At 35.6% G+C, this 25463-nt stretch carries 25 protein-coding genes and 1 tRNA gene; 5 read left to right on the top strand and 21 right to left on the bottom strand.

Annotation, left to right across the window (positions count from 1 at the left end):
• Positions 1-29 precede the first annotated feature (29 nt).
• Positions 30-1916, top strand: coding sequence for a DNA ligase D (ligD, locus tag AB8P06_RS16340; RefSeq protein WP_369843323.1), 1887 nt, complete (start codon positions 30-32; stop codon positions 1914-1916).
• Positions 1917-1926: 10 nt separating this feature from the next.
• Here the strand turns inward: ligD and AB8P06_RS16335 are convergent, their stop codons facing one another.
• The 4 genes from AB8P06_RS16335 to AB8P06_RS16320 all read right to left on the bottom strand — a co-directional run bounded on the left by AB8P06_RS16335 (position 1927) and on the right by AB8P06_RS16320 (position 4609).
• Positions 1927-2658, bottom strand: coding sequence for an SDR family NAD(P)-dependent oxidoreductase (locus tag AB8P06_RS16335; RefSeq protein WP_369843322.1), 732 nt, complete (start codon positions 2656-2658; stop codon positions 1927-1929).
• Between the two features lie 164 nt (positions 2659-2822).
• Positions 2823-3185, bottom strand: coding sequence for a preprotein translocase subunit YajC (gene yajC / locus AB8P06_RS16330; protein WP_369843321.1), 363 nt, complete (start codon positions 3183-3185; stop codon positions 2823-2825).
• A 10-nt stretch (positions 3186-3195) separates the two neighbouring features.
• Positions 3196-3702, bottom strand: coding sequence for a DUF1573 domain-containing protein (locus AB8P06_RS16325; protein ID WP_369843320.1), 507 nt, complete (start codon positions 3700-3702; stop codon positions 3196-3198).
• 1 nt (position 3703) lies between these two features.
• Entirely contained in the window at positions 3704-4609 is a 906-nt protein-coding gene (locus tag AB8P06_RS16320) for a transcription antitermination protein NusB (RefSeq protein ID WP_369843319.1), read from the bottom strand.
• Between the two features lie 91 nt (positions 4610-4700).
• On the opposite strand from AB8P06_RS16320, the gene AB8P06_RS16315 reads away from it, so the two are divergent.
• Both AB8P06_RS16315 and AB8P06_RS16310 read left to right on the top strand, forming a co-directional pair.
• A complete protein-coding gene (locus AB8P06_RS16315; RefSeq protein ID WP_369843318.1) occupies positions 4701-6362 on the top strand; it encodes an ABC transporter ATP-binding protein in 1662 nt (553 codons plus the stop codon).
• A gap of 99 nt (positions 6363-6461) precedes the next feature.
• Positions 6462-6797, top strand: a complete 336-nt coding sequence (locus AB8P06_RS16310) for a DUF3276 family protein (protein ID WP_007843373.1) — start codon at positions 6462-6464, stop codon at positions 6795-6797.
• 156 nt (positions 6798-6953) lie between these two features.
• Here the strand turns inward: AB8P06_RS16310 and AB8P06_RS16305 are convergent, their stop codons facing one another.
• The 12 genes from AB8P06_RS16305 to AB8P06_RS16250 form a co-directional block, all read right to left on the bottom strand.
• Complete coding sequence (locus AB8P06_RS16305) at positions 6954-9506, bottom strand: T9SS type A sorting domain-containing protein (RefSeq protein WP_369843317.1); 2553 nt, start codon at positions 9504-9506, stop codon at positions 6954-6956.
• 357 nt (positions 9507-9863) lie between these two features.
• Positions 9864-9939 (bottom strand) — tRNA-His (locus AB8P06_RS16300).
• Between the two features lie 35 nt (positions 9940-9974).
• The gene (gene bshB1 / locus AB8P06_RS16295) at positions 9975-10694 is read right to left on the bottom strand and encodes a bacillithiol biosynthesis deacetylase BshB1 (protein WP_369843316.1); all 720 of its coding nucleotides are present in this window, start codon (positions 10692-10694) and stop codon (positions 9975-9977) included.
• A gap of 82 nt (positions 10695-10776) precedes the next feature.
• Positions 10777-12426: a tetratricopeptide repeat protein gene (locus AB8P06_RS16290; RefSeq protein WP_369843315.1), complete on the bottom strand. Its 1650-nt coding sequence runs from the start codon at positions 12424-12426 to the stop codon at positions 10777-10779.
• Between the two features lie 91 nt (positions 12427-12517).
• A complete protein-coding gene (locus tag AB8P06_RS16285) occupies positions 12518-13393 on the bottom strand; it encodes a PstS family phosphate ABC transporter substrate-binding protein (RefSeq protein WP_369843314.1) in 876 nt (291 codons plus the stop codon).
• Positions 13383-13580 carry a DUF308 domain-containing protein gene (locus AB8P06_RS16280; RefSeq protein WP_369843313.1) on the bottom strand — a complete coding sequence of 66 codons (198 nt, stop codon included), beginning with the start codon at positions 13578-13580 and terminating at the stop codon, positions 13383-13385. The genes AB8P06_RS16285 and AB8P06_RS16280 overlap by 11 nt, the downstream gene beginning before the upstream one ends.
• Before the next feature lie 73 nt (positions 13581-13653).
• The gene (locus tag AB8P06_RS16275; protein WP_369843312.1) at positions 13654-14496 is read right to left on the bottom strand and encodes an energy transducer TonB; all 843 of its coding nucleotides are present in this window, start codon (positions 14494-14496) and stop codon (positions 13654-13656) included.
• Positions 14497-14518: 22 nt separating this feature from the next.
• Positions 14519-15088: an ExbD/TolR family protein gene (locus tag AB8P06_RS16270; protein WP_369843311.1), complete on the bottom strand. Its 570-nt coding sequence runs from the start codon at positions 15086-15088 to the stop codon at positions 14519-14521.
• Positions 15089-15100: 12 nt separating this feature from the next.
• Positions 15101-15709, bottom strand: coding sequence for an ExbD/TolR family protein (locus AB8P06_RS16265; RefSeq protein WP_369843310.1), 609 nt, complete (start codon positions 15707-15709; stop codon positions 15101-15103).
• A 63-nt stretch (positions 15710-15772) separates the two neighbouring features.
• Positions 15773-16636: a MotA/TolQ/ExbB proton channel family protein gene (locus AB8P06_RS16260; protein WP_034669421.1), complete on the bottom strand. Its 864-nt coding sequence runs from the start codon at positions 16634-16636 to the stop codon at positions 15773-15775.
• Positions 16637-16876: 240 nt separating this feature from the next.
• Positions 16877-19708 (bottom strand): leucine--tRNA ligase, encoded by a 2832-nt coding sequence (gene leuS / locus AB8P06_RS16255; protein ID WP_369843309.1) that lies wholly within the window; start codon positions 19706-19708, stop codon positions 16877-16879.
• A 182-nt stretch (positions 19709-19890) separates the two neighbouring features.
• A complete protein-coding gene (locus AB8P06_RS16250; protein ID WP_369843308.1) occupies positions 19891-20361 on the bottom strand; it encodes a lipocalin-like domain-containing protein in 471 nt (156 codons plus the stop codon).
• Positions 20362-20508: 147 nt separating this feature from the next.
• Here AB8P06_RS16250 and AB8P06_RS16245 point away from each other — a divergent pair, with 147 nt between their 5' ends.
• Positions 20509-21261 (top strand): glycosyltransferase family 2 protein, encoded by a 753-nt coding sequence (locus AB8P06_RS16245; protein ID WP_369843307.1) that lies wholly within the window; start codon positions 20509-20511, stop codon positions 21259-21261.
• Positions 21261-21884, top strand: a complete 624-nt coding sequence (locus AB8P06_RS16240) for a deoxyuridine 5'-triphosphate nucleotidohydrolase (RefSeq protein WP_369843306.1) — start codon at positions 21261-21263, stop codon at positions 21882-21884. The genes AB8P06_RS16245 and AB8P06_RS16240 overlap by 1 nt, the downstream gene beginning before the upstream one ends.
• Here the strand turns inward: AB8P06_RS16240 and AB8P06_RS16235 are convergent.
• The 5 genes from AB8P06_RS16235 to AB8P06_RS16215 form a co-directional block, all read right to left on the bottom strand.
• Entirely contained in the window at positions 21876-23111 is a 1236-nt protein-coding gene (locus AB8P06_RS16235; RefSeq protein ID WP_369843305.1) for a 3-deoxy-D-manno-octulosonic acid transferase, read from the bottom strand. The genes AB8P06_RS16240 and AB8P06_RS16235 overlap by 9 nt on opposite strands.
• A gap of 4 nt (positions 23112-23115) precedes the next feature.
• Positions 23116-23460, bottom strand: coding sequence for a cupin domain-containing protein (locus AB8P06_RS16230; RefSeq protein WP_369843304.1), 345 nt, complete (start codon positions 23458-23460; stop codon positions 23116-23118).
• Positions 23453-23908 carry a DUF1648 domain-containing protein gene (locus tag AB8P06_RS16225; protein ID WP_369843303.1) on the bottom strand — a complete coding sequence of 152 codons (456 nt, stop codon included), beginning with the start codon at positions 23906-23908 and terminating at the stop codon, positions 23453-23455. Before AB8P06_RS16225 ends, AB8P06_RS16230 begins: the two co-directional genes overlap by 8 nt.
• 12 nt (positions 23909-23920) lie before the next feature.
• Entirely contained in the window at positions 23921-24637 is a 717-nt protein-coding gene (locus tag AB8P06_RS16220) for a C40 family peptidase (protein WP_369843302.1), read from the bottom strand.
• 85 nt (positions 24638-24722) lie between these two features.
• Entirely contained in the window at positions 24723-25370 is a 648-nt protein-coding gene (locus AB8P06_RS16215) for an O-methyltransferase (RefSeq protein WP_369843301.1), read from the bottom strand.
• Positions 25371-25463 lie beyond the last annotated feature (93 nt).

Here is a 25463-nt window from a genome sequence, read left to right as displayed (position 1 = left end):
AGAGAAAGCTCAAGGATTTCATTAAGCCGATGCTTACCAAAACCTTTGAAAAAGCATTTGATGATAAGGACTGGGTTTTTGAAATCAAATGGGATGGCTACAGGGCTATCACAGATCTTAGAAATGATACTCCTCTCTTTTACTCCCGTAACGGAATTTCCTTTCTGTCAAAATTTGAAAAAATATCCCGTGATTTTGATCAGCAAAAACATGAGATGGTTCTGGATGGTGAAATCGTAGCTTACGATGATGAGGGAAGGCCCAGTTTTCAGCTATTACAGCAGATCGGTGATAACCCCAATTTAGCATTGGTTTATCAGGTTTTTGACCTGCTTTGGCTTAATGGGCACTCCACAGAAGATCTTCCGCTTATTCAACGAAAAGAATTATTAAAGGAAGCATTAACCGAAACCGATGTGATCAAATATTGTGACCATATGCCTGAGCGCGGTATTGATTTTTTCAACCAGATGAAAAAAATGAAACTGGAGGGAATGATCGCCAAAAAATCAGACAGCATTTATCTCGAAAATCACAGAAGCAGCGACTGGCTTAAAATAAAATTCACCAATACTGAAGAAACAATTATTTGCGGATTTACCGAACCCCGTGGTTCAAGAAAAGGTTTCGGAGCCTTGATTTTAGGAAAATATATTGATGGAAAACTTACTTATTCCGGACATACGGGAACAGGCTTTAACAGTGAATCTTTACAACAGCTGCACGAACGACTTGAAAAAATGGTTATTAAAAAGTCCCCGTTTGAGAATATTCCTAAAACCAATATGCCTGTAACCTGGGTAAAACCTGAGCTGGTTTGTGAAATAAAATATTCAGAAATCACAAAAGACGGTATTTTCCGGCATCCGGTATTTGTGGCGATCCGTGAAGATAAAGACCCTGAAGAAATTGCAGACTCAATGAATGATGTAATCCCAATCAGCAAAAAATCAAAAGAAATGAAAGCTAAAACGTCAAAAAAAACCGAAACTTCTTCTGAAAAAGAGAAAGAAATTACATTAAACAGACATATGGTAAAGCTCACCAATCAGGATAAAATTTATTTTCCGAAAGATGGTATTACAAAAGGTGATGTGGTTGAATATTATCAGTCTGTTGCCGAATATATTTTACCTCATTTAAAAAACCGTCCGTTATCATTAAACCGTTTTCCCAACGGAATTGAAGAACAGAGTTTCTATCAGAAGGATGCAAGTGACAATATTCCTGACTGGGTTAAGACCACGGAAGTTTATTCCGAATCTAATGATAAATACATTGATTATATTTACTGTAATGACAAAGCTACCCTCGCTTATCTCAATAATTTAGGCTGTATCGATCTCAATCCATGGAACAGTGCCCTACCTGACCTGGAACATCCGGGTTACCTTGTTTTAGATCTCGACCCTTCAAAGAAAAATACTTTTGATGATGTGATTGAAGTCGCACTTCAGGTAAAAGTGGTTTTAGATTCGGTTAAAATCAAAGGGTACTGCAAAACTTCCGGGAGCACGGGAATTCATATTTATATTCCTATGGGAGGAAAGTATGATTTTGACCAGGTAAAAGATTTCGCCCATATCCTGATGAAGCAGGTCAATGAGCAGCTTCCTGAAATCACCACGCTGGAAAGAAGCTTACAGAAAAGAAATGATAAGAAAATTTATCTCGATTACCTTCAGAACAGAACCGGACAAACTTTAGCGAGTGCATACAGTTTAAGGCCTAAAGAAGGAGCCTCTGTTTCCATGCCTTTGGAATGGGATGAATTGAAACCGGGCTTGAAACCAACAGATTATACTATTCATAATGCTTTGGAAAGAATAAAAGAAAAAGGAGATTTATTTAAACCTGTTCTGGGAAAGGGAATTGATATGATGAAGGGGTTGGAATTATTGCAGGGAAATGAGTAATTATCTAAATTTATGGAAGTTTCGCCACCAGGTTCTCCGGCAATATTTTCAGAATTAAATAAATCATCTTCCATTTAAAATTCGGAACAATAGTGAAGGAGTTCCCTGCATTCACAATGAATTTTGCCACATAATCCGGCTCCATAATTAAAGATTCATTCAACTGTAAGCCTTCATTAATCTTTGTTCTAATATATCCGATTACCAAGGCATTGACTTTGATGTTCCTTGAAGCCAATGCCTGCCTTAAACCAGCTAAATACGTTGTAAACGCAGCTTTTGTACTTCCATAAACAAAATTACTTTTTCTTCCCCTCACTCCTGAAAGTGATGACAATCCGATAATCCTTTCTAAATTTTTATTGCTTTCGTCCGTCGCGATAATATTCAGAATGGAAACAGCTCCCATATAATTGACCAGCATCATCTGTTGAGCTCCTTTAAAATCTTTCAGTGCTTTTTCATTATCAACCAAAAATCCCGCTGCATAAACAACAATATGGGGTTTTATAGAAAGTTCATTATAAAATTTCTGATGAGAGTCAAAATCCACAGAGTCAAAATGTAAAACCGAAACTTTTGACTCCAGTTCGTTTTCTGTTACAAATTCTTCCAGTGATTTTGTATTCCGGGAAGCTGCTGTTACGGAAAATCCTTTTTCAACATATTGCCAGATGCATTGTTTGGCAACATCTGAATTTGCGCCCAGAATGAGAACAGTTTTGCCTGTGTTTTGATTCATTGGGTAAAGATAATTTTTTATTAAATATTAATTTTACTAATTTTTCCGCTGATAAATATAGAAGATCAGATTTCCGCTAAGGATAATCTTATCATGTATAAAAAGTTTCGGCGGGGTGAGCAAAGCTCACCCCGCCGAAACGAAATATTTTAAAACTAAAAAAATTATTTCTTTTCAGTTTCAATTTCTTTTTTCTCAACAGTCTTTTCAGCTGCTTTTGCTTTATCTCCGAAACGGGTTTCTGTAAATTCTCTTGAAACAGCCGCTTTTTCGAATTTTAATTTTCCAGATAAAGTTTCGATAATGAATCCATCATCCTGAACCTGAGCAATTCTTCCGTGTAAACCTGAGGTAAGCACAACTCTGGTCCCTACTTTAAGCGTTTCCTGAAAGTTTTTTTCCTGCTTCTGTTTTCTCATTTGAGGCCTTATCATTAAGAAATAAAAACCTACAAACATCACACCCATCATGATCAGCATCATTGATGATGAACCTTGTGGCTGTGCCTGTAAAAAGATTGTTAACATATTCATTTTATTATGGTTGAATATTCGCAGTGAATGTTAATTTGATAGGAGCTTTATCTACGTTTGCATATACATCAGCAAATTTATTTACGTTTCCGTCAAAATTTGTAGAATCGAAATGTAAGGTGATTTTTCCTTTTTTACCTGGCAAAACAGGCTCTTTAGTAAATTCAGGAACCGTACATCCGCATCCCGGCTTTACTTCTGAAATTACAAGCGGGTTGGTACCGGTATTGGTAATTTCGTAAATGTGCTCTACTTTATCCCCTTTTTTAATGTTTCCAAAATTAAAGTTACTTTCTGATAAAGCAATTGATGTTAATGGCTGGTTAGAAACCGGTGCTACAGCAGGTGTTTCAGAAACCGGAGCTACAGCAGAATCGGCTGGAGTGGTTACAGCAGCAGTAGAGTCTGTAGTTGAAGTTTCAGCTCCCTGAACTTCTTTGCTTTCTTTTTTGCAGGAAACTAAACCAAAGCCTATAATAGACAAAGCGATAATTGATAACGTCTTTTTCATGTTAAATTCTATTTTGATCTTTACAATATTTATCTAAAATTCCATTAATGAAGATATTGGATCTGTCGGTAGCAAATACTTTAGCGATCTCTATATATTCATTAATAATTACTCTTGAAGGGGTAAAAGGAAAATTATCAAGCTCTGATAATGCGGTTGACAAAATAACCTTATCCATTAAAGAAACTCTTTCCAGATCCCAGTTTTCCAGTCTTTCAGCTAATGTCTTTTCGTTATTTTCCCAGTTGTTCAGGGTATCTCTTAAAAGTTTAGCCGCGAAAGTTTTATCCTCTTCATCCTTAATCATTTTGATCAGCGTTCTGCTTTCTTCATTTTCTTTAAGGAAACCAATTGTTTTCTGAACCATAGAATTGGCAATATGAATGTCATCATACCAGGTCAATTCTTTGTCACCAAGATATTCATGAAAATCTTCATTTTCAGCAATATACCTTAAAAACAGTTTTCCAATGAATTTCTGATCTTCTTCGAAAGAATATCCATCTTCTTTCATAAAATCCTGATAACGTTTTCCCGCAGTAATCCTTTGGAAGGTTTTTACCAGCAGATCATCATGTAAATCCCATTTCAGCTGCTTGTGCTGGCCGGTAAAAAATAATCTTTCAGGGTTTTCTTCAAGTTTAATCAATACCTGATTGCTGATAAATTTCTGATTAGGATTTATATCAGCATCAGTTTTAATATACTTATTCTTTCCGATCTCAATCTGATTTTCTGCTAATTCTTTAAGAGCAACCAGAAAATTGAGCTCATAGATGTAAAGATAATAGATTTTTTCTATTCCAGAGAACATGTTTTTCTCTAAAACATCAAACTTTAAAGGATTTTGGTAGTATGAATACACACTTTCTACTACTTTTTCACGGATTTGTCGTCTTCCTAACATTCAAAGAGCTTTTTTATGGCTGCAAAGATACAAAATTTAAAATTTATGCAATTCGTAGTATGCGGGTATTTTTGTAATTTTGTAAAACTTTATGAAAGCTCTAAAAACGTTAAACCCCTATTTCTGGAAGCACAAAATATTGTTGTTTTGGGGATTGTTATTCATCATAGCCAGTAATTTCTTTAATACCTATAAGGTTCAGTTTGTAGGAAAATCAGTAGATGAACTTACTAAAGGAGGACATATGGGTTTTAACAGGCAGGTATTAATTTACGTTGCCATTATTGTAGGCTGTTCATTATTAACCGGATTTTTCACCTTTATGATGCGACAAACAATCATTGTAGCATCCAGAAGAATTGAATATGAGCTGAAAAATAAAATTTACAGACATTATCAGGAATTATCTCTTACGGATTATAAGCAAACTACCATCGGAGATTTAATGAACAGGTTAAGTGAGGATATTGTAGCGGTAAGAATGTATCTGGGCCCCGGAGTAATGTATGTTGTTAACCTGATTGTTCTTCTTCTTATCACCAGTATTTACATGATCAAAACGGACGTATCAATGACTTTATGGACATTGCTGCCGCTTCCGATTTTATCTTATCTTATTTTTAAGGTGAGCTCAATCATCAATAAAAAGTCTAAAATTATGCAGAAAAGCCAATCCGGGATTTCGACTTTTGTACAGGACAGCTTTTCAGGAATCAGAGTTGTGAAATTTTTCGCCAGAGAAAACTATATTAAAAAAAACTACGGCATTAAAGTCACTGATTACCAAGACAAAGCCCTTGATTTAGCAAAAACAGAAGCATATTTTTTTACTATTATTTTATTCGTAATCGGGCTTTTAAATGTTGCGATCATTGTCATTGGCGGCCAAAAATATATTGCCGGTGAGCTGAGTATTGGTAAAATTGCTGACTTTTTCATGTATATCAATACTTTAATATTTCCGTTTTCAATGGTAGGATGGGTAACTTCAGTGAATCAAAGGGCTGAAGCATCAATGCAGAGGATTAATGAATTTCTGGATAAAAAATCGGATATCGTTAATAAAAATTTCGAAAGCTATCCTATTAAAGGAGATATTGAGTTCAGAAATGTTTCTTATGTTTATCCTAATACCGGAATTAAAGCATTGGAAAATTTAAGCTTTAAAATCAATGCCGGACAATCTCTCGCCATAATGGGGAAAACCGGAAGCGGAAAATCCACGCTGGCACTGCTTCTTTGCCGCCTGATTGATCCTACGGAAGGAGAAATCCTTATCGACGGAAAAAACCTCAAAGATCACAATCTCGATAATTACAGGAATTTCATCGGATATATTCCTCAGGAAAGCTATTTATTCTCTGATTCTATTGAAAACAATATCGGTTTTGCCATTGACAATCCGTCTCATGGAAAAGTGGTTGAGTATGCAAAAATTGCCGATGTTGATAAAAACATCATTGAGTTTAAAGATCAGTACAAAACCATGGTTGGAGAACGCGGAGTGATGCTTTCGGGAGGTCAGAAGCAAAGAATTTGTATCGCAAGAGCCTTAATTAAAGACCCGAACATCATCATTTTTGATGATTCTCTATCGGCTTTAGATACCGAAACAGAGCAAAATATCCTCGAAAATATAGAAAATAAAATCAGGAACGCTACCTCCATAATCATCACACACAGAGAGTCTAGCGCACAAAAAGCAGATAAAATTATTAATCTTACCGAAATTGCCAATTCAATAACCGCATAGCCGTTTCATTCAAAATTGTTAAATAAATCATAAAAAAAATTTTGTGATTAAAAGAAATCTTTTATATTTGTTCTTAACAAGATTAAAAAATATCTAACAATGAGTGAATACAAGGAACGCCATGAAAATGAAATTTTCACGAAGGTGTTAAAAGCAGGAAGAAGAACTTATTTCTTTGATGTGCGTGAGACGAAAGCAGGGGATTATTATCTTACAATTACCGAAAGTAAAAAGAATTTCGGAGACAACGGAGAGGCAACATTTGAAAAGCATAAAATTTACCTTTATAAGGAAGATTTTAAAAATTTCCAGGAAATGTTTAATGAGTCTACAGATTTTATCATTAATGAAAAAGGTGAGGATGTAATTTCAGAAAAACATGACAAAGACTTCAAGAGCAGATCTTTTACAATAGATTCAGACGACGAGGTATAAAGAATAAACAAACATTTTAAAAACACAGCATCTTCCCGGATGCTTTTTTTATGCATTACTATATACTATAAAGATTCACTTATTATAAAAAAGGTACACTATTGAAGTGTACCTTTATAGATATTGCTAGGTCTCTAATCTTGCCCCTTAAATTTATCAGTCTTTAATAATTTTTTTAGATATACTTCCGTTATCGGTAGTTACCTTAACTACATAAGTTCCTACCTGATAATTTGATATATCAAGTTGAATTTCTGTTTTATTGACTTTTTCAGATCTTAAAATTCTTCCTGCTCTATCATAAAGTTCAATAGATTTTATATTTGAGTTTGAATTTGTAATCGTAATTATTGATTTGGCAGGATTTGGAAAAATTTCAATATCGTTGCTCTCAAAATCTGATGTTGATAATCCAAGTTCTGAAACAGGAATTAGAGAAACATTGTCTAAATAGTAATAAGTGTCAGGACCATTACTATTTTGAAATTGCACATTATTTAACCCTCCAATATGGAGATATTTTAAATTAGGATTGCTGCCGGTTGTAAATGTAAAAGTGATTGTTTCCCATTCAGTTGCCGAAGCAGAACCTGAAAAAGTCGGATTTGTCAAAAAAACTTTATCAGAAGTTATATTTGAAACCGGAATAATTCCGCCTGTTGTTAACTCTAAGTTGACATCAGTAATAAATGCCTGAAATTTTATGCCATTTGCTAAATAATTATCAGCCTTTGATACATCAAAAGATAATTGATATTTAGTGTTCGGCAGCAAAGAACTCGTTAATTCGGTTTTTAAAGATTCACTATAGACATTTTGTAGTAATGTCGGTCGGTTTGGTGATACAAACATTCCGGCATAAGCATGGTTCCCGCTGATCTTATCTGATTGATTACCAAAAATATTTGAAGGAATACTCACATGTGGATATGTTGAATCTGAATTTAAATAATCAGGTGACGGAAAATAACTTGTACATTGCCAGCCACAAGATTTATACATTTGACTTGTATAAGTAGGAACATAATTGTGCTCTTCAAAATCACCATTTCTAACTAAATTGGGTTGAGTAGCATTTGTACAATTATTAAAAACATTTACATAAATATAGGTAATGTTTCCACGCTGCCCGCTACTACTGTCAAACGGAACATAGCGCAATAAATGTACACCCGGAACATAAGATTTGAATACAAATGAAGTGGAGGTAATTCCTGATATAACCGCATCCGGATCATATAAATCCTGAACAAATTCAAAACTCAAATTGGACGATGAACCACTGATATAATCATTATTCAATATTCCATCTACACTAATATTTGTGCCTGCATTACCCTGAAAAGCGTAAACTCCATTTAAAAAGCCGTCATTAACTCCGCCAACCGAAATTCCTGCGCAATTTGCAACACCATAATTTTTGTAGGTAAAGTTACTCATGTTTCCAAAAGTACCTTGAAGACTATAACCAATATCACATAATACCTGTCTTTCTTCATTTGTTAAAGTTCTTTTAGCAAAAAGACCGGAAGCCCTGTCACTCATCATAAAATACTGATCATTAGAATTTCCGTTGTAACAGGCGTCTTCAAAATGACTTAAACTGCCTCCATTTTCAAAACAGGACGGAGTGTAAACAGGTACTGTAACATTACCGACATATTTCATAGAACCTGAACAATTAAAAGAACCACTATTGCCATTAAATTCCGGTGGAAATGCACTACAGCTCGGATATAAAACAGGACCCGGAATAGCTGAATTATAATTAAAACCATACATTTGGCCACCAGTTGCTGAAGTGTTTGTAATTAATGCCAAATCTGAACTTGTTTTTAAATTTTTATCATATCTCGTAAAATAATTTCCAGGATTATTATAGAAAGTGCTGTTCCCGTTATACCTCATTAAACTATTAAACCCTAAGGAATGCGTAACTTCATGAATTATTGTTGAATAAAAATCAAGATAATTAGAAGGGTATGAAGTGGCAGCATTATATTTGTTATAATCTAAATTCCAGTTTACTGTTCCTGAAAAATTGAAACATGCCCAACCATGATAGAAATTACCGGTATTATTAGTGTTAATAACGGGAAAAACAGTATTAGAATATGAATCAACTCCGGTGTGTATTGTCTTCCATATTTCATTATCTAAAATTCCGCCAAAGTCCATACCTTGATTACTAATTCCTGCTGAAAATGTCGGAAAGCTATAAAAGGCACCTGCAGAGCTGCCTGTATTTGAGGATAAACCTAATGCCGCCGGGTTTCGTATCCAAAACTTCACCTTAGTGTTGTTTCCTGTATTTTTTAAAGGAGTATTGATAAAATCAGAAATATCCAGAAATGCCTGAAGTATAACAGCTCGTCTTTGATCATGAATCGCATTCCCAACAGTTTCCATACCACTTCCATTTTCAAAATAAAGCTCAAAAATACCTGATGAGAAAGACTGTGCATTTAATATTGTCTTTCCATTTTCTGTAGAATGAGGTCTTATAGTTTCAATTTCAGATAATTTAAATACCCGGCCCTGACTATCAAAAACCTGGTCAAATATTCCATTGGGAGTATAATAAATTTCAGAGACTTCTCTATTCTGCGCAAAACCTAAACAACTTATAAATATGACGACATAAACAAGCTTATTTATTTTATGAAAATGAGAGTAAATTGATTTTTTTGGAAGTAGAGAGTTTTTCATGGATGTTTAATTTATGGGTTTCGTTTTTTACAAATCTAGAAAATAATATCAAATGCAGAATGGTATTTGGCAACGAAAAAAATAACCCAGGGATTGTTCTTTATACTAGTTATCTCATAATATAAAACATTAAAAACCAAACACAATCATATATTTATTTATGTTTTTTATAATTAAGGGAAATACAAAGAAAAAGTATGGCTTAATGCCAAAATAAGGGGATCGAATAAAAAATGTGTCGATTGACTAACGAAGATTATTTAAATAATCTGTAACTGAATTTTAAATAGTTGAAATAGAAAGATAAGATTAATAAAAAAAGAAATCCCGCTAAAACCTTAGCGGGACTTAAATTTTGGGTGAATGAGGGGTCTCGAACCCCCGACCTTCGGAACCACAATCCGACGCTCTAACCAACTGAGCTACAATCACCGTTTTGTGGTTGCAAATATAGGAAAGAATTTTTAATTACAAAACAATTCCATCAAAATTTTTCAGTGCAATCAGCTTCTCAGTTGTAAAGCCCTCAGCGTAAGCAACTCCCGATAAACGCCCTAAATCCTGAGCACGATAAGTCAGGCTCTCAAAGAAGTCTTTCGTTGCAATCGGAGTCACCGGTTCATTCGAATTCGGATCATAAAACTGGGTTTTGAATGCCTTACATGCTTCTAATTTCTTATCAAGATGCTCAGAAATATCGATAACAAATTCCGGCTGTATATTTTTCCATTGTATGTAGTGGAAAATATGTTTCGGTCTCCATACTTCCTGATTTTCTCCATCTTCCACAGTCTCAATTTTTCTTAATCCGGCTAAAAAGCACGCATCGGATACTAATTTCGCTCCTTTTGCATGGTCCGGATGTCTATCATCAATTGCATTGGCCAAGACGATTTCAGGGCGGTATTTGCGGATCATTTTTACGATCTTCATCTGATATTCCTCAGAATTGACAAGGAAGCCATCTTTCATTCCTAGATTCTCTCTTGCAGAAACCCCTAAAATCTTTGCAGAATCGGCAGCTTCTTCTTTTCTCGTTTCATCCGTACCTCTGGTACCCATTTCACCTTTAGTGAGATCTACAATAACGCATGTTTTACCTTCCGAAACCAATTTGGCAATAGTACCGCCACATCCCAGCTCTACATCATCAGGATGTGCTCCAAAAGCAAGTATATCTGTTTTCATATTTTCAAAGGTAAGGCTTAAAATAAAAACTTCCCAAACATTACGGATGGGAAGTTTTAATATCTATAATTTAAATTTTAAATTATTTGTTGATCTCTGCATTCAATTTTACAGCATCCTGATAGGTAGGATCTAACTGTAAAGATTTTGCTACATAGTCTTTAGCTTTAGCAAGATCAGAATCTTTATTCATATAAGCTACCGCAAAGTAAGCATAAGCTAAAGTTTGTTTGTTAGCTTCCATATCAGCCGGTTTTACCGTACTGATGAATTTTTCATAAGATAATTTTGCAGCATCGTTATTTCCCGCCTGTTGGTAAGAATATCCCTGGCTGTAATAAGCCGGAGCCCAATCCGGAAGCAATGCAATCATTTTCTGCCATGTCAGGATAGCTCCATTCCAGTTTTTAGCATCCTGGTAAGCCGTAGCCAGTTTGAACAATGCATCGGAATCCTGAGCATTAGCTGCTACCTGCTTTTTCAATGCTTCAATCGTTGGGTTTGTAGGCCCTGAATCTGCACTTGCCTGAGAAGCTCCACCGCCGGAAATTTTTGCCAATTCCATATCCCACTTCATGGTTTCATCTTTGGCAGCTTTAGCAATTGCCACTTTTTGTTGCGCTTCAGTCGTTAAAGCAGATTTTTTAGCTGCATCAGTTTCTGTTTTAGCTAAACCGGCAGCGATCAAACCCTGTAATCCCTGGTCTGCAGGTTGTACTCTGGATTTATCAGCCTGAGATACAAAAGTATCCATGCTTTGTTTTGCTTCAGCATATTTTCCGTCAGCATATAACTGATAAGCTCTTAATTTGAATTTAATCGGATCATCGATTTTGTCAAAGATCTTATCTAAGATTGCTTTTGAATTGGCATAATCATCGTTGGTGAAATACAATTTTGAAATCTCCAACTGAGTATACGGGTCTTCATCAGCATATTTTGTATAGTTGATCAAATCCTGTGTAGCTTTAGCATTTTCCTGATATTTGATATCGTAGGCAGCCAATGCTTTATAAGCCGGTGCATATGTTGGATCTACAGAAACCGCTTTATCCATACTTTCTTTAGCCTGCTTCCATTGCTGGGCAGCCATCCATAAAGTACCGATTCTTGTATAAACGGATGCTTTGTTTTTAGCTAAAGGTAATGCTTTATCATAAGCAGACATTGCGTCTCCAGGCATTCTCTTTAATCTGTAAGCATCTCCTAATGTATAATAGTAGTGTGCAGGAACTTCTTTCTTCTGAGCTCTTTCAATTGCTTTATTAAGGAATTGAATTGCTAAATCAGGTGAATTGTTTTTTTCAAATAAAGTCAAAGCTTCTGCTGCTCTGAACAATACTTCAGCATCCTTTTCTCTGGAGTCTGTTACAATCTTCTGAATTTCAGCAACTGCAGATTTATCTCCTTTTCCCAGTTTTACTGTGGCAAGACCTAATTTATTAAGGTAGCTTTTGCTGTCGGCAGCAAGACCTTTATTAAAACTTTCCGTTGCTTTTGCAAAGTCAGGTTCTCCTTGTCTTAAAAAAGTATTTCCCAGATAAAAATAGTTTTCAGCTGTAGGTGCTTTCGCAATCATATCAGTGAAATTGTTTTTAGCTTGTGCAAATTTATCACTATCAATACTGTTGATACCGTCTTGTAGTGTCTGCGCAAACGCAAAATTGGTAAAAAATACCACTGCTGCTCCAAAGGCAATCTTCTTTACATTCATATTCATTATATCTTTCATTTTATATTTTTCTAAATCAGTTTTATATTCTACACAATTTTTGGACCAAAATAGTGTAATTATTTGGGGTAAAAGGTTAATTTAATATTTTTTAACGCATTTGCACCTCTCTTTTATAGATATTATAAGGCTGCAAACCTTCTTTCTGTACGATCATTTGGCCTAATTGTGTGCATGAATATCTTATAAAACCATTGGCAATATTAAAATTACCTTCATTGGTCAAAAAGTATAAAACTCTGGTAAAAGGATATTTCATTTCACGTAACCCATCAGAATCAGCAGTATATAATTTTCCTTTTGTTTCGACAGGTAATATCTTCACCTTATCTCTTAATTGCTCGGAAACTTTATCATACGGGCGGCTGAAAGTATTAAGTCCGATAACTCCTATTTTATCAGGATATTTATCGAGTTCTTCAATAATATTTCTGCTTCCCGGAATCACTGAGAATTTTAAATCTTTAGGCTGTTTTTTCAATTTTTGAGCCACAAAATTCAAATTACTGGAATTGGCACCGTCAAAAATAAATTCTTTGTTATCAGACGCTAATCCGTTTTGAATCTCCGTCATTGAAATACTTGTTTTAGGAGAATTCTTAGGAACAATAAACACTACTGCATCGGCAGCAAATTTAGCGGGTAAAATTTTCAGGTCTACCTGTTCCTCATAGGTTTTGACTTCTTCGGGGCTCAACTCCCTTGACATAACAGCAATCCTGGCTTTGTCATTCAACAGATCCAAAAATCCTAAATCTTCTTTTTTCGTAACAACTTTAATATGGGTTTCAGGATAATTAATCATATATCCGTCAGCAAGTGCTTCTGTAACGCTTTTAAAAGATTCGTCGGTAAGAATCGTAAGATCCCCTTTATGATAAGACGGAGATTTATCTTCTTTTTTACAGCTTATTACCGTAATAACACTAAAAGCAACTAATGCGATTGCTTTAAATCTATTCTTCATTTCCTGAATTTTTAATTTTTGATACTGCTCTGTATATCCTGAATATACCATACAGAATAAGAACCGCTCCCAAAATATATGCGATAGCAGGCTCCAGAAGTGTAAAAAAGAATTTATAAACGATAACTACTATTCCTAAAGCTATATAGAATAGTCCCGTAATCAGGGATAACCAATTGAACATCATATAACAAAAATACCAAAAAAAATAAAAAGAGAAGCATAAGCTTCTCTTTTTTAATTATTATTTAAAGATAAAATTATCCTTCAAAATTCATTGTCAATGGTAATCTGAATCTATAACGTACAGATTGTCCATTAATTTTTGCAGGAGTCCATTTATTCTTAATAGACTTAATCGTTCTTACTGCTTCAGCGTTGAAGTCAGAATTTGAACCATTTGCCTTAACGTCTGTAATACTACCGTCTCTTTCTACTACGAAAGTAACTTCAGCCTTTACAGCACCTTCATCTCCGTTCATTGCAGAACCGTCAAAGTTGCTTGACACTTTATTTCTGAAGGCATTGATACCTCCAGGGAATTCAGCAGTCTGCTCTACTTCCGTATAAACCTGGTTTTCGTTAACCTGTGGTTTAACTTCCGCAGTTGAAGTTCTTGTACCTGTAGATGGCGGTGGCGGTGGAGGAGTATAAGCCGGAGCTTTTACACCTTCCTGGTTTTGTAAACCTGTCGTCGTTTCTAACTGCTTAGAAATCGGCGGCGGTGGTGTTTCAATTTTAGGAGCTTTTACAGGCTCAGGAACCACGTTTTGAATAATTTCAATTTTCTCTTCCTCTTTTGGCGGAGGAGGTGGAGGTGGTTCTTCTTCTTTCGGCTGCTCAATAATTTTATCTTCCTGAAGAATTTCTACCAGATCAGCCTTCACTTCTTGTTTAGGTGGTGCAGTAAGTCTTTTAATCGTAAGATAAATGAAAGGAGACAAAGCCGCAATCAGGAATAATGCTGTTCCGACAATAAAAGATTTTGTCAGAAGTCTCGGATACTGATGTCTAAGATCATAAGCACCATATTCCTTATTTCTATTTTCAAATACGATCTCGTCTAAAGTAAGATTTTGACCGTACACATTTTCATCTGCCATAATAATGCAATTTTATGATTAATTACTTTGTAGCTGCAGGAGCTGCACCATTGTTACCAACTTTTCTATCATAAATAGCTTTTTCCCAAGGCTTAAGATCGGTAACACCGTACTGCTCACTTTTGGTAATAGCCATTTCATCAAGAATATCTACAAAGTTCTTATATACAGCATCGTCAGTCGGTTTGATAATTACCGTAAATTTGGTTTTATCTGCCGCGTTTGCTTTTGCCTGCTCGATTACTTTTCTGATCCCTTCTCTATCGAAAGAAGTTTCATTAAGATTCTGATCAGTTAAAGATGTATTATCTTGCTGATGCCAGAATATCTTATTGTCTTTTCCTAATAATAAAGAAATAGAGTTAGAAAGTTTAATCTCGGTTGGAGGTGGTTTTTTTGTTTCATCTTTCGGTTTAGCCGGAAGACCCAAATCCATAACGTTCGGTTTACTAAATGTGGTTGTGAACATAAAGAAGGTAATCAATAGAAAACCCAAGTCCACCATCGGAGTCATATCGACTCTGGTACTCTGTTTCTTGGAACGTACCTTGCCGCCTTTGGCGCCTTTTTCCTGTACTTGTACTTCTGCCATTTCTAAATGATATTATTCATTAGGTTTACCTTCTTGTGATGTAATCAACCAAAATTTAAGAAAATCAATATCTCTTAAACCCTCAAACAGGCTTTTAACTTTAGGATACTCAGTGGTAACGTCACCCTTGATTGCTAATTTATAATCAGGATTTACGCTTAAACTCTGCTGTACCCAGTCAACTAACTGCTTGTTTGTACTATCCATAGGAATCCCGGTAGGACTCTTGAAACTTTTCTGCTCCTCATCTGACAAATCAAGATAGCTTTTCAATTGGCTCATAGGAACTCCAATCGCTTGTACTTTCTGGAATGCAGCTTTTTCGTTGTTGTCAAAAGTAATGTTATATTTCTGACCCATTTTGTCTAAAAGCTGTAATCTCTCTGATGCATTTTCTACCGGCTGGAAATAAAATTTCCCGTCCGGAGTAGCGTTGATAGTCATCAAACTTGCATCAGGAAGTAACTTCTCTGATATTGAAGATGGCGGTTTGATCTGCTCCACGTCAGGTTTTTTAAACTGAGTGGTCAAGATAAAGAACGTAAGTAGTAGGAATGCAACGTCACACATTGCCGTCATATCCGTAATTACTCCGTGTCTTTTTGGTTTGACTCTCGCCATTGTTTTGAATTATTTTTAATTAAACTTCTTTTATTGCTTATGCAAATACCTTGCTAAAAATTCTTAGTTGAATTCAGCGAAAGATTGCTGGATACTCATAGCGATTTCATCGATCTTATAAGTTAATCCATCAATTTTAGATGTAAAGAAGTTATAAAGGATAATAGCGATAGCTGAAGTACCAATACCTAAAGCCGTGTTGATCAATGCTTCAGAGATACCTGTAGAAAGTGCAGCAGCATCCGGAGTACCACCACCTGAACCTAATGCGAAGAATGCCTTGATCATCCCGATTACGGTTCCTAAAAGTGCTACTAACGTTGCAACAGTACCTAATGTAGAAAGAATCATCATGTTTTTCTCTAACATTGGCATTTCAAGCGTAGTAGCTTCTTCGATAGCTTTGTTAAGAGCTACCATTTTTTGCTCTTTATTTAAAGTAGTATCGTGAGATAGAGCTTTGTAAGTAGTAAGACCTTCTTTCACTACGTTACCTACAGAACCTTGTTGTCTGTCACACTCTTCTAAAGCTTCATCAATTTTGTTTTGATTTAATAAGCTTCTTACCTGAACTACGAAGTTGTCTAAGTTTCCTTTACCAGCAGCTTTGCCAAGTACGAAATATCTTTCAAAAGAGAAAACGATTACAGTGATCATGAAAGTAATCAAGATTGGTACGATAACCCCTCCTTTGTAGATAATTCCTAAAAACGACTCTGGGTGAATGTCTTTTCCTTCAACACTAGAGAAAGCTACAGAACCACTACCAAGTTTATCTGCATCTTTGAAGTTTCCTGGATTACCAAGAACGAATAAATAAATACAAACTCCTATAACGAATAAAATAGGAATAATTACAGCCGGGTTTAAACCTCCTGCTTTTCTAGCAACTACTTGCTCATCATTTTTTGAAACATTCATTTCCATATTTAACTAAATTATATTGTTTTAAAATTTTACAGGTTGTAAATTAAAGGCAAAATTAATTAAAATACAAGAGTCTTAAATAAACATTTTGGTTTTTTTTGATAAAGAAATTTTAATACGATTTCGATATTACAATTATTTTTAAAAATATTATTTATTTTCTCTAATTTTAACATTTACGTTAAAAATTTAAAAATTTTAGCCCCTCATTTTTTTTAAATTACCAATGTTAATTTTTTTTTAAATTACAATATTCACAATTCTGTGATGCACCACAATGATTTTTTTGGGTGTTTTACCCTCTAAAACTTGCACCACTTTTTGATCCTGAAGCACCAAATCTTCCACTTCTTTGGCAGATAACTGTGCAGATAGGGATAATTTAAACTTCATTTTACCATTTACACTCACCGGATATTCAATCTCATCTTCTACCAGGTAATCCTCGTTCAATACAGGGAATTTTTCAAATTCTATTGAATTGTCATGTCCCAATAAGTTCCAAAGCTCTTCACAGATATGAGGTGCATATGGGGAGATAATAACGGCTAAAGGTTCAAGAATATTGCGCTTGTTGCATTTTATTTTTTGCAATTCATTGACAGCGATCATAAATGAAGATACAGATGTATTAAAAGAGAAGTTTTCAATGTCAAAAACCACCTTCTTTATTAAGGTATGCAAAACTTTGTACTCCGCTTTTGTTGGCTCTTCATCAGAAACAGAGAAATTATCTCCATCAAAATATAGATTCCAGAACTTTTTAAGGAAACCATATACTCCGCTTAACCCCTGAGTATTCCAGGGCTTGGATTGTTCCAACGGACCTAAGAACATTTCATATAATCTTAAACCGTCTGCTCCGTATTCTTCACAGATATCATCAGGGTTGACTACGTTGTATTTAGACTTGGACATTTTTTCTACTTCACGGTCTGTGATGTATTTTCCGCCTTCCAAAATAAATTCGGCATCAGCATAATCCGGCCTCCACTGTTTGAACGCCTCAGTATCCAACTCATCAGATGCTCCTTTTAATAAGGATACATCAACGTGAATTTTCTGAGTCTGGTAATTATTTGCTAAATTTTTGGAAACATATTGATTGGTTCCGTCTATTCTATACACAAACGCACTCATTCCCAAAATCATTCCCTGATTAATCAACTTCTGGAAAGGCTCATCATGATTAATAAATCCGCGGTCTTTAAGGAACATGTTCCAGAAACGGGAATATAATAAGTGACCGGTTGCGTGCTCACTTCCTCCGATATATAAATCTACCTGGCCCCAATAATCGGTTAATTCTTTTTTAGCAAAAACCTCATCATCATTAGGATCCATATATCTCAAGAAATACCATGAGCTTCCTGCCCAGCCCGGCATTGTAGATAATTCTAAAGGAAATATTGTTTTATCATCAATTAAATCTGTAGAAACTACTTTCTGATTCGTTTCATCCCACGCAAAAACTTTTGCATTTCCTAATGGCGGATCTCCGTCTTCAGTGGGCAAATATTTTTCAACTTCCGGAAGCTCCAGAGGCAAAGCAGAATTCGGTAAGGTGTAAGGCATTCCATCCTTATAATATATAGGAACAGGCTCACCCCAGTAACGCTGTCTTGAAAAGATCGCATCACGCTGTCTGTAGTTGGTTGTTCCGTGCCCGATTCCTTTACTCTCGATAGCGGTAATGATCAATGCTTTTGCTTCATCATAATTTAAACCGTTTAAGAAATCAGAATTGACACAAACGCTGGTTTTAGAATCAAAAGATTTCTCCTGAACATCTTCATCAGTTTCAACAACCTTTTTAATTTCTAAATTGAATTTCTTTGCAAATCTGTGATCACGCTCATCGTGGGCAGGAACAGCCATAACCGCTCCGGTTCCATATCCCATCAATACGTAATCTGAAATATAGATCGGCATTTTTTCATTGCTGAAAGGGTTGATTGCATAACTTCCCGTAAAGGCACCGCTCACGTTTTTCACATCAGCCATTCTGTCTCTTTCGGTTTTCTTGGAAGTTTCTTCAATATAATGGTCTACTTCTGCTTTCTGAGCATCAGTCGTAATTGTTTCCACTAATGGATTTTCAGGCGCCAATACCATAAATGTCGCCCCGAAAATAGTATCAGGCCTTGTGGTAAACACTTCTACATGATTGTCAGTCCCTTCTTTTGCTTCTAAACCGTCAATCATAAACTTAACCTGTGCGCCCTGGGATTTTCCGATCCAGTATTCCTGAGAATCTTTCAAAGGCTGTGGCCAGTCTAATGTGGTAAGCCCCTGTAATAATCTTTCAGAATACGCAGAAATTCTCATGCTCCACTGCATCATTTTCTTTTGAAAAACCGGGAAACCTCCTCTTTCGGATTTTCCGTCTTTCACCTCATCATTTGCCAGTACCGTTCCTAAGGCAGGACACCAGTTGACCGTTGTCTCCGCTCTGTAGGATAATCTGTAATTTAATAAGATATCTTCTTTGTCAATATCAGATGCATTGTTCCATTCCTCTGCCGTGAAACTTAATTCTTCATTCTGATTGGCATTTAAATCTTCCGTTCCTTTTTCTTTAAAATGCTGAATCAAAGTTTCGATAGATTCTGCCTTGTCTGTATTTTTATTATACCATGAGTGGAACAACTGAATAAAGATCCATTGTGTCCATTTATAATAAGAAGCGTCTGAAGTTCTTACTTCCCTGCTCCAGTCGAATGAAAAACCGATTTTTCTTAACTGCTCCTCATATCGGTTAATGTTCTGCTCAGTAGTAATCGCAGGATGTTGCCCCGTCTGGATTGCATACTGCTCAGCAGGAAGTCCAAAGCTGTCATATCCTACCGGGTGAAGCACATTAAATCCCTGATGCCTTTTATATCTCGCATAGATATCAGAAGCAATATATCCCAGCGGGTGCCCTACATGGAGCCCTGCACCGGATGGATACGGAAACATATCGAGAACATAAAATTTAGGTTTATCTGTTGCATCGGAAGTTTTGTACGTTTGATTTTCTTCCCAGTATTTCTGCCACTTTTTTTCTATCTGCTGATGATCGTAAAACACTTTATTATTGATATTAGATGTTAGTTTCTGATGTTGGAGTTTTTAAATTTCCAAATCAAGATTCACAAAAATAATGATTTTAAAAGAAATGGAAATTTAATTTTGGATTAATTCTCTTAAGGGTTGAAATAAAAAATCTCATCCGGAGATGAGATCTGATATGCTATATTTTGTAGTACTTATTATTGAGGAATTCTCTTGAATGTATAAGTTACAGAATGATATTCATTAGGATCTGTAGTATCTTCGATAGTAAGATTCAATGTAGTATCATTGAGGGTTGTTACTTTTCCTTTATCCGGAGTTACAATTCCCTGGTATTTGATCTCCACTCTTTTGTCGCTCTTATTATAGGTATAAGTGAAAGGACGTTCGAAAACCGTATCACACTGTCCGGGATTCGGGCTTTCTTCCACGTTGTTTCTTTTTCCTGAAGATCCTTCATCAAATCTCCATCTGGATTGTTTCTGACAGTCGTTATATGTAATTTCATCAGAAACTCCACTTCCACTAACGGGAATTGTAGTGACTACCTCTTTTATAGGCTGCCATAATCCTACAAGCGGAAATTCCTGTGTATCATTATCATCATCATTACATCCTGTAGCTACAAATAATGATAAACCTGCAAATAGTAATGCTAATTTCTTCATATATCAAATTTTTCAAGGCCTAAAATTATGATTTTTTTTAAAAACTTTACTATTTTTTTTAGATTTTGGAAATATAATTTCCATTTTCTTAAAATTACTGCAATAATATACCCCATTCTAAAATCTTATATTTGTAAAAAAATAGGTATGCCGGAGGTTTCCATTATTACTCCCTGTTATAATTCTTCAAAATTTCTGGAAGAAACCATCGCTTCTGTAATGAATCAAACTTTTACAGACTGGGAATGGCTGATTACGGATGATCAGTCTACCGATCATTCCGTGGAAATTATCCAAAAGATTAATGATCCCAGAGTAAAACTGACTATCGCTGAAAAAAACGGTGGGGCCGGGCATGCCAGAAACCTTGCCCTGGAAAAAGCAACAGGAAGATTCATCACCTTTCTGGATGCCGATGATTTCTGGGAACCCAACTTCTTAGATGAAATGACAGGATTTATGAAAAAGGAAAATGCAGAGATCGCCTATTCCAATTATGCCAGATGTAATGAAGAACTGATTCCGCAGATTGAAGATTTTAAAGCAGACAAGGAAGTCACTTTTGAAAACCTGTTGAAAACATGCCGCCTCTCTTTACTTTCATCCATGTACGATTCCCAAAGAGTCGGGATAGAATATTTCCCGGAAGGCAGTAAACGGGAAGACCATGTGATGTGGCTTAATTTACTGAAGAAAATACCCGTTGGCAAACCCCTGCAAAAAACGATGGCAAAATACAGAATGCACTCTACCAGTGTTTCAAGAAAAAAACAAAACATAGTGAAAGATCAATACCTGGTATATAAAGATTTCATGGGATTCTCCACATTAAAATCATTGTATTACACCGCCAACTGGGCCATGAACGGATTTATGAAATATTCTAAAATTTTCAATTAATGGAGTATTCAAAAGAATTCAAAGCTGCGTTGAGTAATTTTTCATCCGTAGAAAAAGACCGTTTGATTTTCAGGTTATTGAAAAAAGATAAGCTTTTATCTAAAAAATTATATTTTGAACTGATTGATCCTGAAAACGTAGATCAGAAAAGAACACAAATGGAAGAGCAAATTGAAGAGAAAGTTGATTTGGCCTCCAAATACATCAGCAACTCAAAATATTTTTTAGTTCTTATCCGGAAGGTCAGTGCAGAGATTACAGAGCATATAAAAATTACAACCGATAAATTCGGGGAGATTTCTCTTCATCTGCTTCTCGCCAATAAAATCTTAGACAACAGTAAGCTTAATCATCAACGGTTTGATGAAGTATACAAGCTTTATATGTATCTGATCAATAAAATTCTGAGAGCTCTGGTTCTGGTAAAAAAACTGGATGAAGATTATTGGATCGAAATTGATGAATTACTGGAAGACCTGAAAAACAAAATCGAAGGAAACCGCTATATGCAGAAGCTTTGCGACAATAACAGCTTTGAAATGAACTGGCTGAAATGTGAAAACATTCCTGAACATTTAGATATAATTGTAAAAGATATAAAAAGTCAGGGATTTTTAAAGTGACAGGATTTTTTTCAGGATAATTTCTGTTGAATTCGGCTTTTCATCAACAAACTTTTCTGCGTTTCCGGACATTTCTTCCAGCACTTCCTCGTTATTATTCAGGAACAGAACAAACTCTGCCGCCACATGCTCTTCATCAAAAGATTTTCCACCATTGGCTTTGATTAAATCATCCGCTTCAGGATTTTTTCTGTAATGGTTTCCAAAGATCACAGGAACTCCGAATGTTGCAGCCTCAAGAATATTATGCAGTCCGGCGTCATGAAAGCCACCACCCACAACGGCAATATCTGCGTAAGAATAGAGCTTAGATAATAAGCCGATACTATCAATGATTAAAAGTTGAGCGTTAAGAGTTGAGAGTTGAGAACCTGACAGTTCGCTGTATAACAAGGCATCGGGGAAAGCCTGCTTTAAATGTTCAACCCTTTTCAGATCATGGGGAGCAATGATCATTTTAATTTCAGTATTTTTTTCAGAGATCATGACGGCAATTTTTTCTTCTGCCTGCCAGGAACTTCCAAAAACAATGGTCTTTTTCCCGTCAATAAAATCTTTAATAAATTCGACATGGTTATTTCTTTCCCTCAATTGTTTTACCCGGTCAAATCTTGTATCTCCGGCTATCGAAGATTTTGCCAGCCCCACACTTTTGGCAAGGGCAAATGAGAATTCCGTCTGATGAAAAAACCAGTCTATATTTTTTTGCAGCTGCTTTACCAACCATTTTCCATAGGAAGTAAAGAAAGCCTGTCTTTCATAAAACAATGCAGAAATTACATAGGTTTTTGCTCCCTGATTTTTTAATTCTGCAAGAAGATTATACCAGTAATCATATTTCACCGTAAAAAACAGTTCAGTAGTAAACTGCGAAATAAATTCTCTGACTATCGATTTTTTATCAAACGGCAGATAACAGATCACATCAGCAATGTGCTTCTTTTTAACAACATTTTCATAACCGGACGGAGAAAAGAAAGTAACCAGGATTTTGTGCCCGGGAAACTGTTTTTTCAGTTTTTCCAGAACCGGAAGCCCCTGCTCATATTCTCCCAAACTTGCCGCATGCATCCAGATAACTTTATCGGAAGCAGAAAATGCAGATTTTACAAGGGATAAAGACTGTTTTCTTCCTTCAACCCCTTTTTTGGTTTTCTCATTAAACAACGAAAAAATCTTCATTCCGAAGATGAGGAGATTGATAAATATGGTATAGAAAAAAGACATCTGATTATTTTTCGGTTTCGATTCTGTCATTATTCGTAGACGGACTGGAAATCAACAGAAACTCCAGATCTTCTGCCGACTCATTAGAAATATAATGTTTTGATCGCGGCAAGATGGAAATACTTTCTCCTTTTTTCACTGAAAATCTTTCATCATCAATATAAAACACAGCCTCACCGGATAAGATATGGAAAAGCTGTTCGGCCATTTCGTGATAATGTAGTTTTTCAGCAGTATCCGGCGGCATTTTTTCCAGTTTAACCGAAAGATTTGGGGTATCTCTTAAAACCCAGCTATCACAAAGGTTTCCCCAGATATAATGCTCCGAATTGTCTTTCGTTTTAACCATTCTTTCCTTTTTTAAACATAATAAATATATTAGCTCCTATCACAGCAAACAATAATCCCAAGAAAACAAAAAACAGGTCACCCAACGTATCTGTTTTCCCCTCCGCCACCGAAATAGTTTTCAAAATTGTATAGCCAAGCAATAATAGTAAAGAAAGCAGAATGCTGTATGAAAACAACTCTACTGACTTTTTATTGCGAAAATTATCCGGGACATTGAGCATCGGAGAATGGGGATCTCTTGTAACAGCAAAAAGGATAAAAAAGAGAAAGGTAGCTATTGAAGGCAGAAACCAGATTATTTTTTTATGATCATAGCCATCTGCACCTCCGTTGATCACAAAATGAGTAGGGATAATTTCAGGCAAACCGGCATATTTCAATCCGACAAAAACCCAGATCGAAATGAGCAGTAAAATATTGACCGTTAATAATACCTTAGTCATCATTTTCTCAAAATATTAGAGAACATTTTTAATCACTCTCAGTTTGTGGGTATGCTGATTCAGTTCTTTATTAAAAATTCCACTGGAATCAAGGGTATCGATTCTTACCTTTCCTGAAGCATGAATAATTTTTTGATTATCAAGCATGATTCCGACATGGATAATTTTTCCTTCTGCGTTTTCAAAGAAGGCAAGATCTCCCGGTTGGCTTTCCTCCACAAAGGTCAAAGGCTCTCCTACTTCCGCCTGCTGATAAGTATCTCTCGGCAGCTTTACGTTATGAATTTTAAAAACCAGTTGGGTAAAACCCGAGCAGTCTACGGCAAAAAAACTTTTGCCACCCCATAAATAAGGTACATTAAGGAATTCTTTTGCTGTCAGGGCAATACTTTCACGCAAATCATGACTTCTTCTTGATGCCACGGCAGGGAAATCCACTTCAGATCCCATAGAAAGCAGGGTTTTACCGTCTTTCGTAAGAACAGAAGAAAAATCTTCGGTGATCAGCGTTACTTTTCTGTTAGCCAGCTCTTCATCTGACACCGGCTTTATCTGCTTGGTATCCATCCATCCTTCATAGCCGTCATAATGCATTTTTATTCTGGTCCAGTTTTTATTCACCTCCAGAATATCTGCACTTTCACCAAATAGTATTTCCGTAACAATTTCAGCTTTGTCAGAATTTTCTGCGCGTACCGGTGCTACCGTAACAATACAAACTCCTTTATTCATTAACTTTATATTAAAAGATTGAATCATTCAAGATTAAAAAAAGAGACTTGAAACCGTTTCCTGTTTTAATCTTTAAATATTTTAATTACTTCCTGCGAAGGAAGTTTACTCCGTCACGCAAAGGTAAAATAAGATTTTCAAAATCATCGTCTTTTGCAATCAAATCATTGAGTTCTTTAATGATCTGTGTCGACTTTTGTTTAGGGTTTTCTTCCAGGACTTTTCCGTACCACAGAACATTATCAAACATCACTACCGAACCTGATTTTGTTCTGGGTTTGATTAACCTGAAATATTCTGCATAGTTTTCCTTATCGGCATCGATGAATACGAGATCAAAAACCTCATCCGTCTGTCTTAAAAATTCTTTGGCATCCTGAAGTTTAAAGTGAATCTGACCTGAATACTCGCTTTCTGCAAAATATTTTTGCGGAAGATAAGCCAGGTCTTCGTTTACATCTAATGTCGTTATTTTTCCTTCTTTAGATAAACCCGTAGCAAGACAAAGCGTTGCATACCCCGTAAATGTACCTATTTCCAACACATTTTCAGGTTTCAGCATCTGGGAAATAATCGCTAAAAGCCTTCCCTGTTGATATCCGGATATCATATGTGGTTGCGTAGTTTTCTGGAAAGTCTCTCTTCTTAGTTTTTTCAGAATTTCAGGTTCTGAGGAAGCATGGGTTTCCAGATACCTGTCCATCTCAGGATTCTTTTCTTCAAAAAAGCTCATTCTACCAATTTTTGTAGTTCAAATTTAACTAAATATAAGGAAAAGAACAGATTTAATGGTGAAAAAAATCATTTTCACATCAGGAAAAAGCCC

Source organism: Chryseobacterium tongliaonense (assembly GCF_041224435.1).
In the GTDB taxonomy this organism is placed as follows: Bacteria; Bacteroidota; Bacteroidia; order Flavobacteriales; family Weeksellaceae; genus Chryseobacterium; species Chryseobacterium tongliaoense.
This window is presented reverse-complemented; position numbering and strand designations above follow the sequence as displayed.

Excerpts from the sequence above, each read along its gene's own strand:
- ligD (WP_369843323.1), top strand. The coding sequence starts at position 30 with ATGCTTACCAAAACCTTTGAAAAAGCATTTGATGATAAGGACTGGGTT.
- AB8P06_RS16335 (WP_369843322.1), bottom strand. The coding sequence starts at position 2,658 with ATGAATCAAAACACAGGCAAAACTGTTCTCATTCTGGGCGCAAATTCA.
- yajC (WP_369843321.1), bottom strand. The coding sequence starts at position 3,185 with ATGTTAACAATCTTTTTACAGGCACAGCCACAAGGTTCATCATCAATG.
- AB8P06_RS16325 (WP_369843320.1), bottom strand. The coding sequence starts at position 3,702 with ATGAAAAAGACGTTATCAATTATCGCTTTGTCTATTATAGGCTTTGGT.
- AB8P06_RS16320 (WP_369843319.1), bottom strand. The coding sequence starts at position 4,609 with ATGTTAGGAAGACGACAAATCCGTGAAAAAGTAGTAGAAAGTGTGTAT.
- AB8P06_RS16315 (WP_369843318.1), top strand. The coding sequence starts at position 4,701 with ATGAAAGCTCTAAAAACGTTAAACCCCTATTTCTGGAAGCACAAAATA.
- AB8P06_RS16310 (WP_007843373.1), top strand. The coding sequence starts at position 6,462 with ATGAGTGAATACAAGGAACGCCATGAAAATGAAATTTTCACGAAGGTG.
- AB8P06_RS16305 (WP_369843317.1), bottom strand. The coding sequence starts at position 9,506 with ATGAAAAACTCTCTACTTCCAAAAAAATCAATTTACTCTCATTTTCAT.
- bshB1 (WP_369843316.1), bottom strand. The coding sequence starts at position 10,694 with ATGAAAACAGATATACTTGCTTTTGGAGCACATCCTGATGATGTAGAG.
- AB8P06_RS16290 (WP_369843315.1), bottom strand. The coding sequence starts at position 12,426 with ATGAAAGATATAATGAATATGAATGTAAAGAAGATTGCCTTTGGAGCA.
- AB8P06_RS16285 (WP_369843314.1), bottom strand. The coding sequence starts at position 13,393 with ATGAAGAATAGATTTAAAGCAATCGCATTAGTTGCTTTTAGTGTTATT.
- AB8P06_RS16280 (WP_369843313.1), bottom strand. The coding sequence starts at position 13,580 with ATGATGTTCAATTGGTTATCCCTGATTACGGGACTATTCTATATAGCT.
- AB8P06_RS16275 (WP_369843312.1), bottom strand. The coding sequence starts at position 14,496 with ATGGCAGATGAAAATGTGTACGGTCAAAATCTTACTTTAGACGAGATC.
- AB8P06_RS16270 (WP_369843311.1), bottom strand. The coding sequence starts at position 15,088 with ATGGCAGAAGTACAAGTACAGGAAAAAGGCGCCAAAGGCGGCAAGGTA.
- AB8P06_RS16265 (WP_369843310.1), bottom strand. The coding sequence starts at position 15,709 with ATGGCGAGAGTCAAACCAAAAAGACACGGAGTAATTACGGATATGACG.
- AB8P06_RS16260 (WP_034669421.1), bottom strand. The coding sequence starts at position 16,636 with ATGGAAATGAATGTTTCAAAAAATGATGAGCAAGTAGTTGCTAGAAAA.
- AB8P06_RS16250 (WP_369843308.1), bottom strand. The coding sequence starts at position 20,361 with ATGAAGAAATTAGCATTACTATTTGCAGGTTTATCATTATTTGTAGCT.
- AB8P06_RS16245 (WP_369843307.1), top strand. The coding sequence starts at position 20,509 with ATGCCGGAGGTTTCCATTATTACTCCCTGTTATAATTCTTCAAAATTT.
- AB8P06_RS16240 (WP_369843306.1), top strand. The coding sequence starts at position 21,261 with ATGGAGTATTCAAAAGAATTCAAAGCTGCGTTGAGTAATTTTTCATCC.
- AB8P06_RS16235 (WP_369843305.1), bottom strand. The coding sequence starts at position 23,111 with ATGTCTTTTTTCTATACCATATTTATCAATCTCCTCATCTTCGGAATG.
- AB8P06_RS16230 (WP_369843304.1), bottom strand. The coding sequence starts at position 23,460 with ATGGTTAAAACGAAAGACAATTCGGAGCATTATATCTGGGGAAACCTT.
- AB8P06_RS16225 (WP_369843303.1), bottom strand. The coding sequence starts at position 23,908 with ATGATGACTAAGGTATTATTAACGGTCAATATTTTACTGCTCATTTCG.
- AB8P06_RS16220 (WP_369843302.1), bottom strand. The coding sequence starts at position 24,637 with ATGAATAAAGGAGTTTGTATTGTTACGGTAGCACCGGTACGCGCAGAA.
- AB8P06_RS16215 (WP_369843301.1), bottom strand. The coding sequence starts at position 25,370 with ATGAGCTTTTTTGAAGAAAAGAATCCTGAGATGGACAGGTATCTGGAA.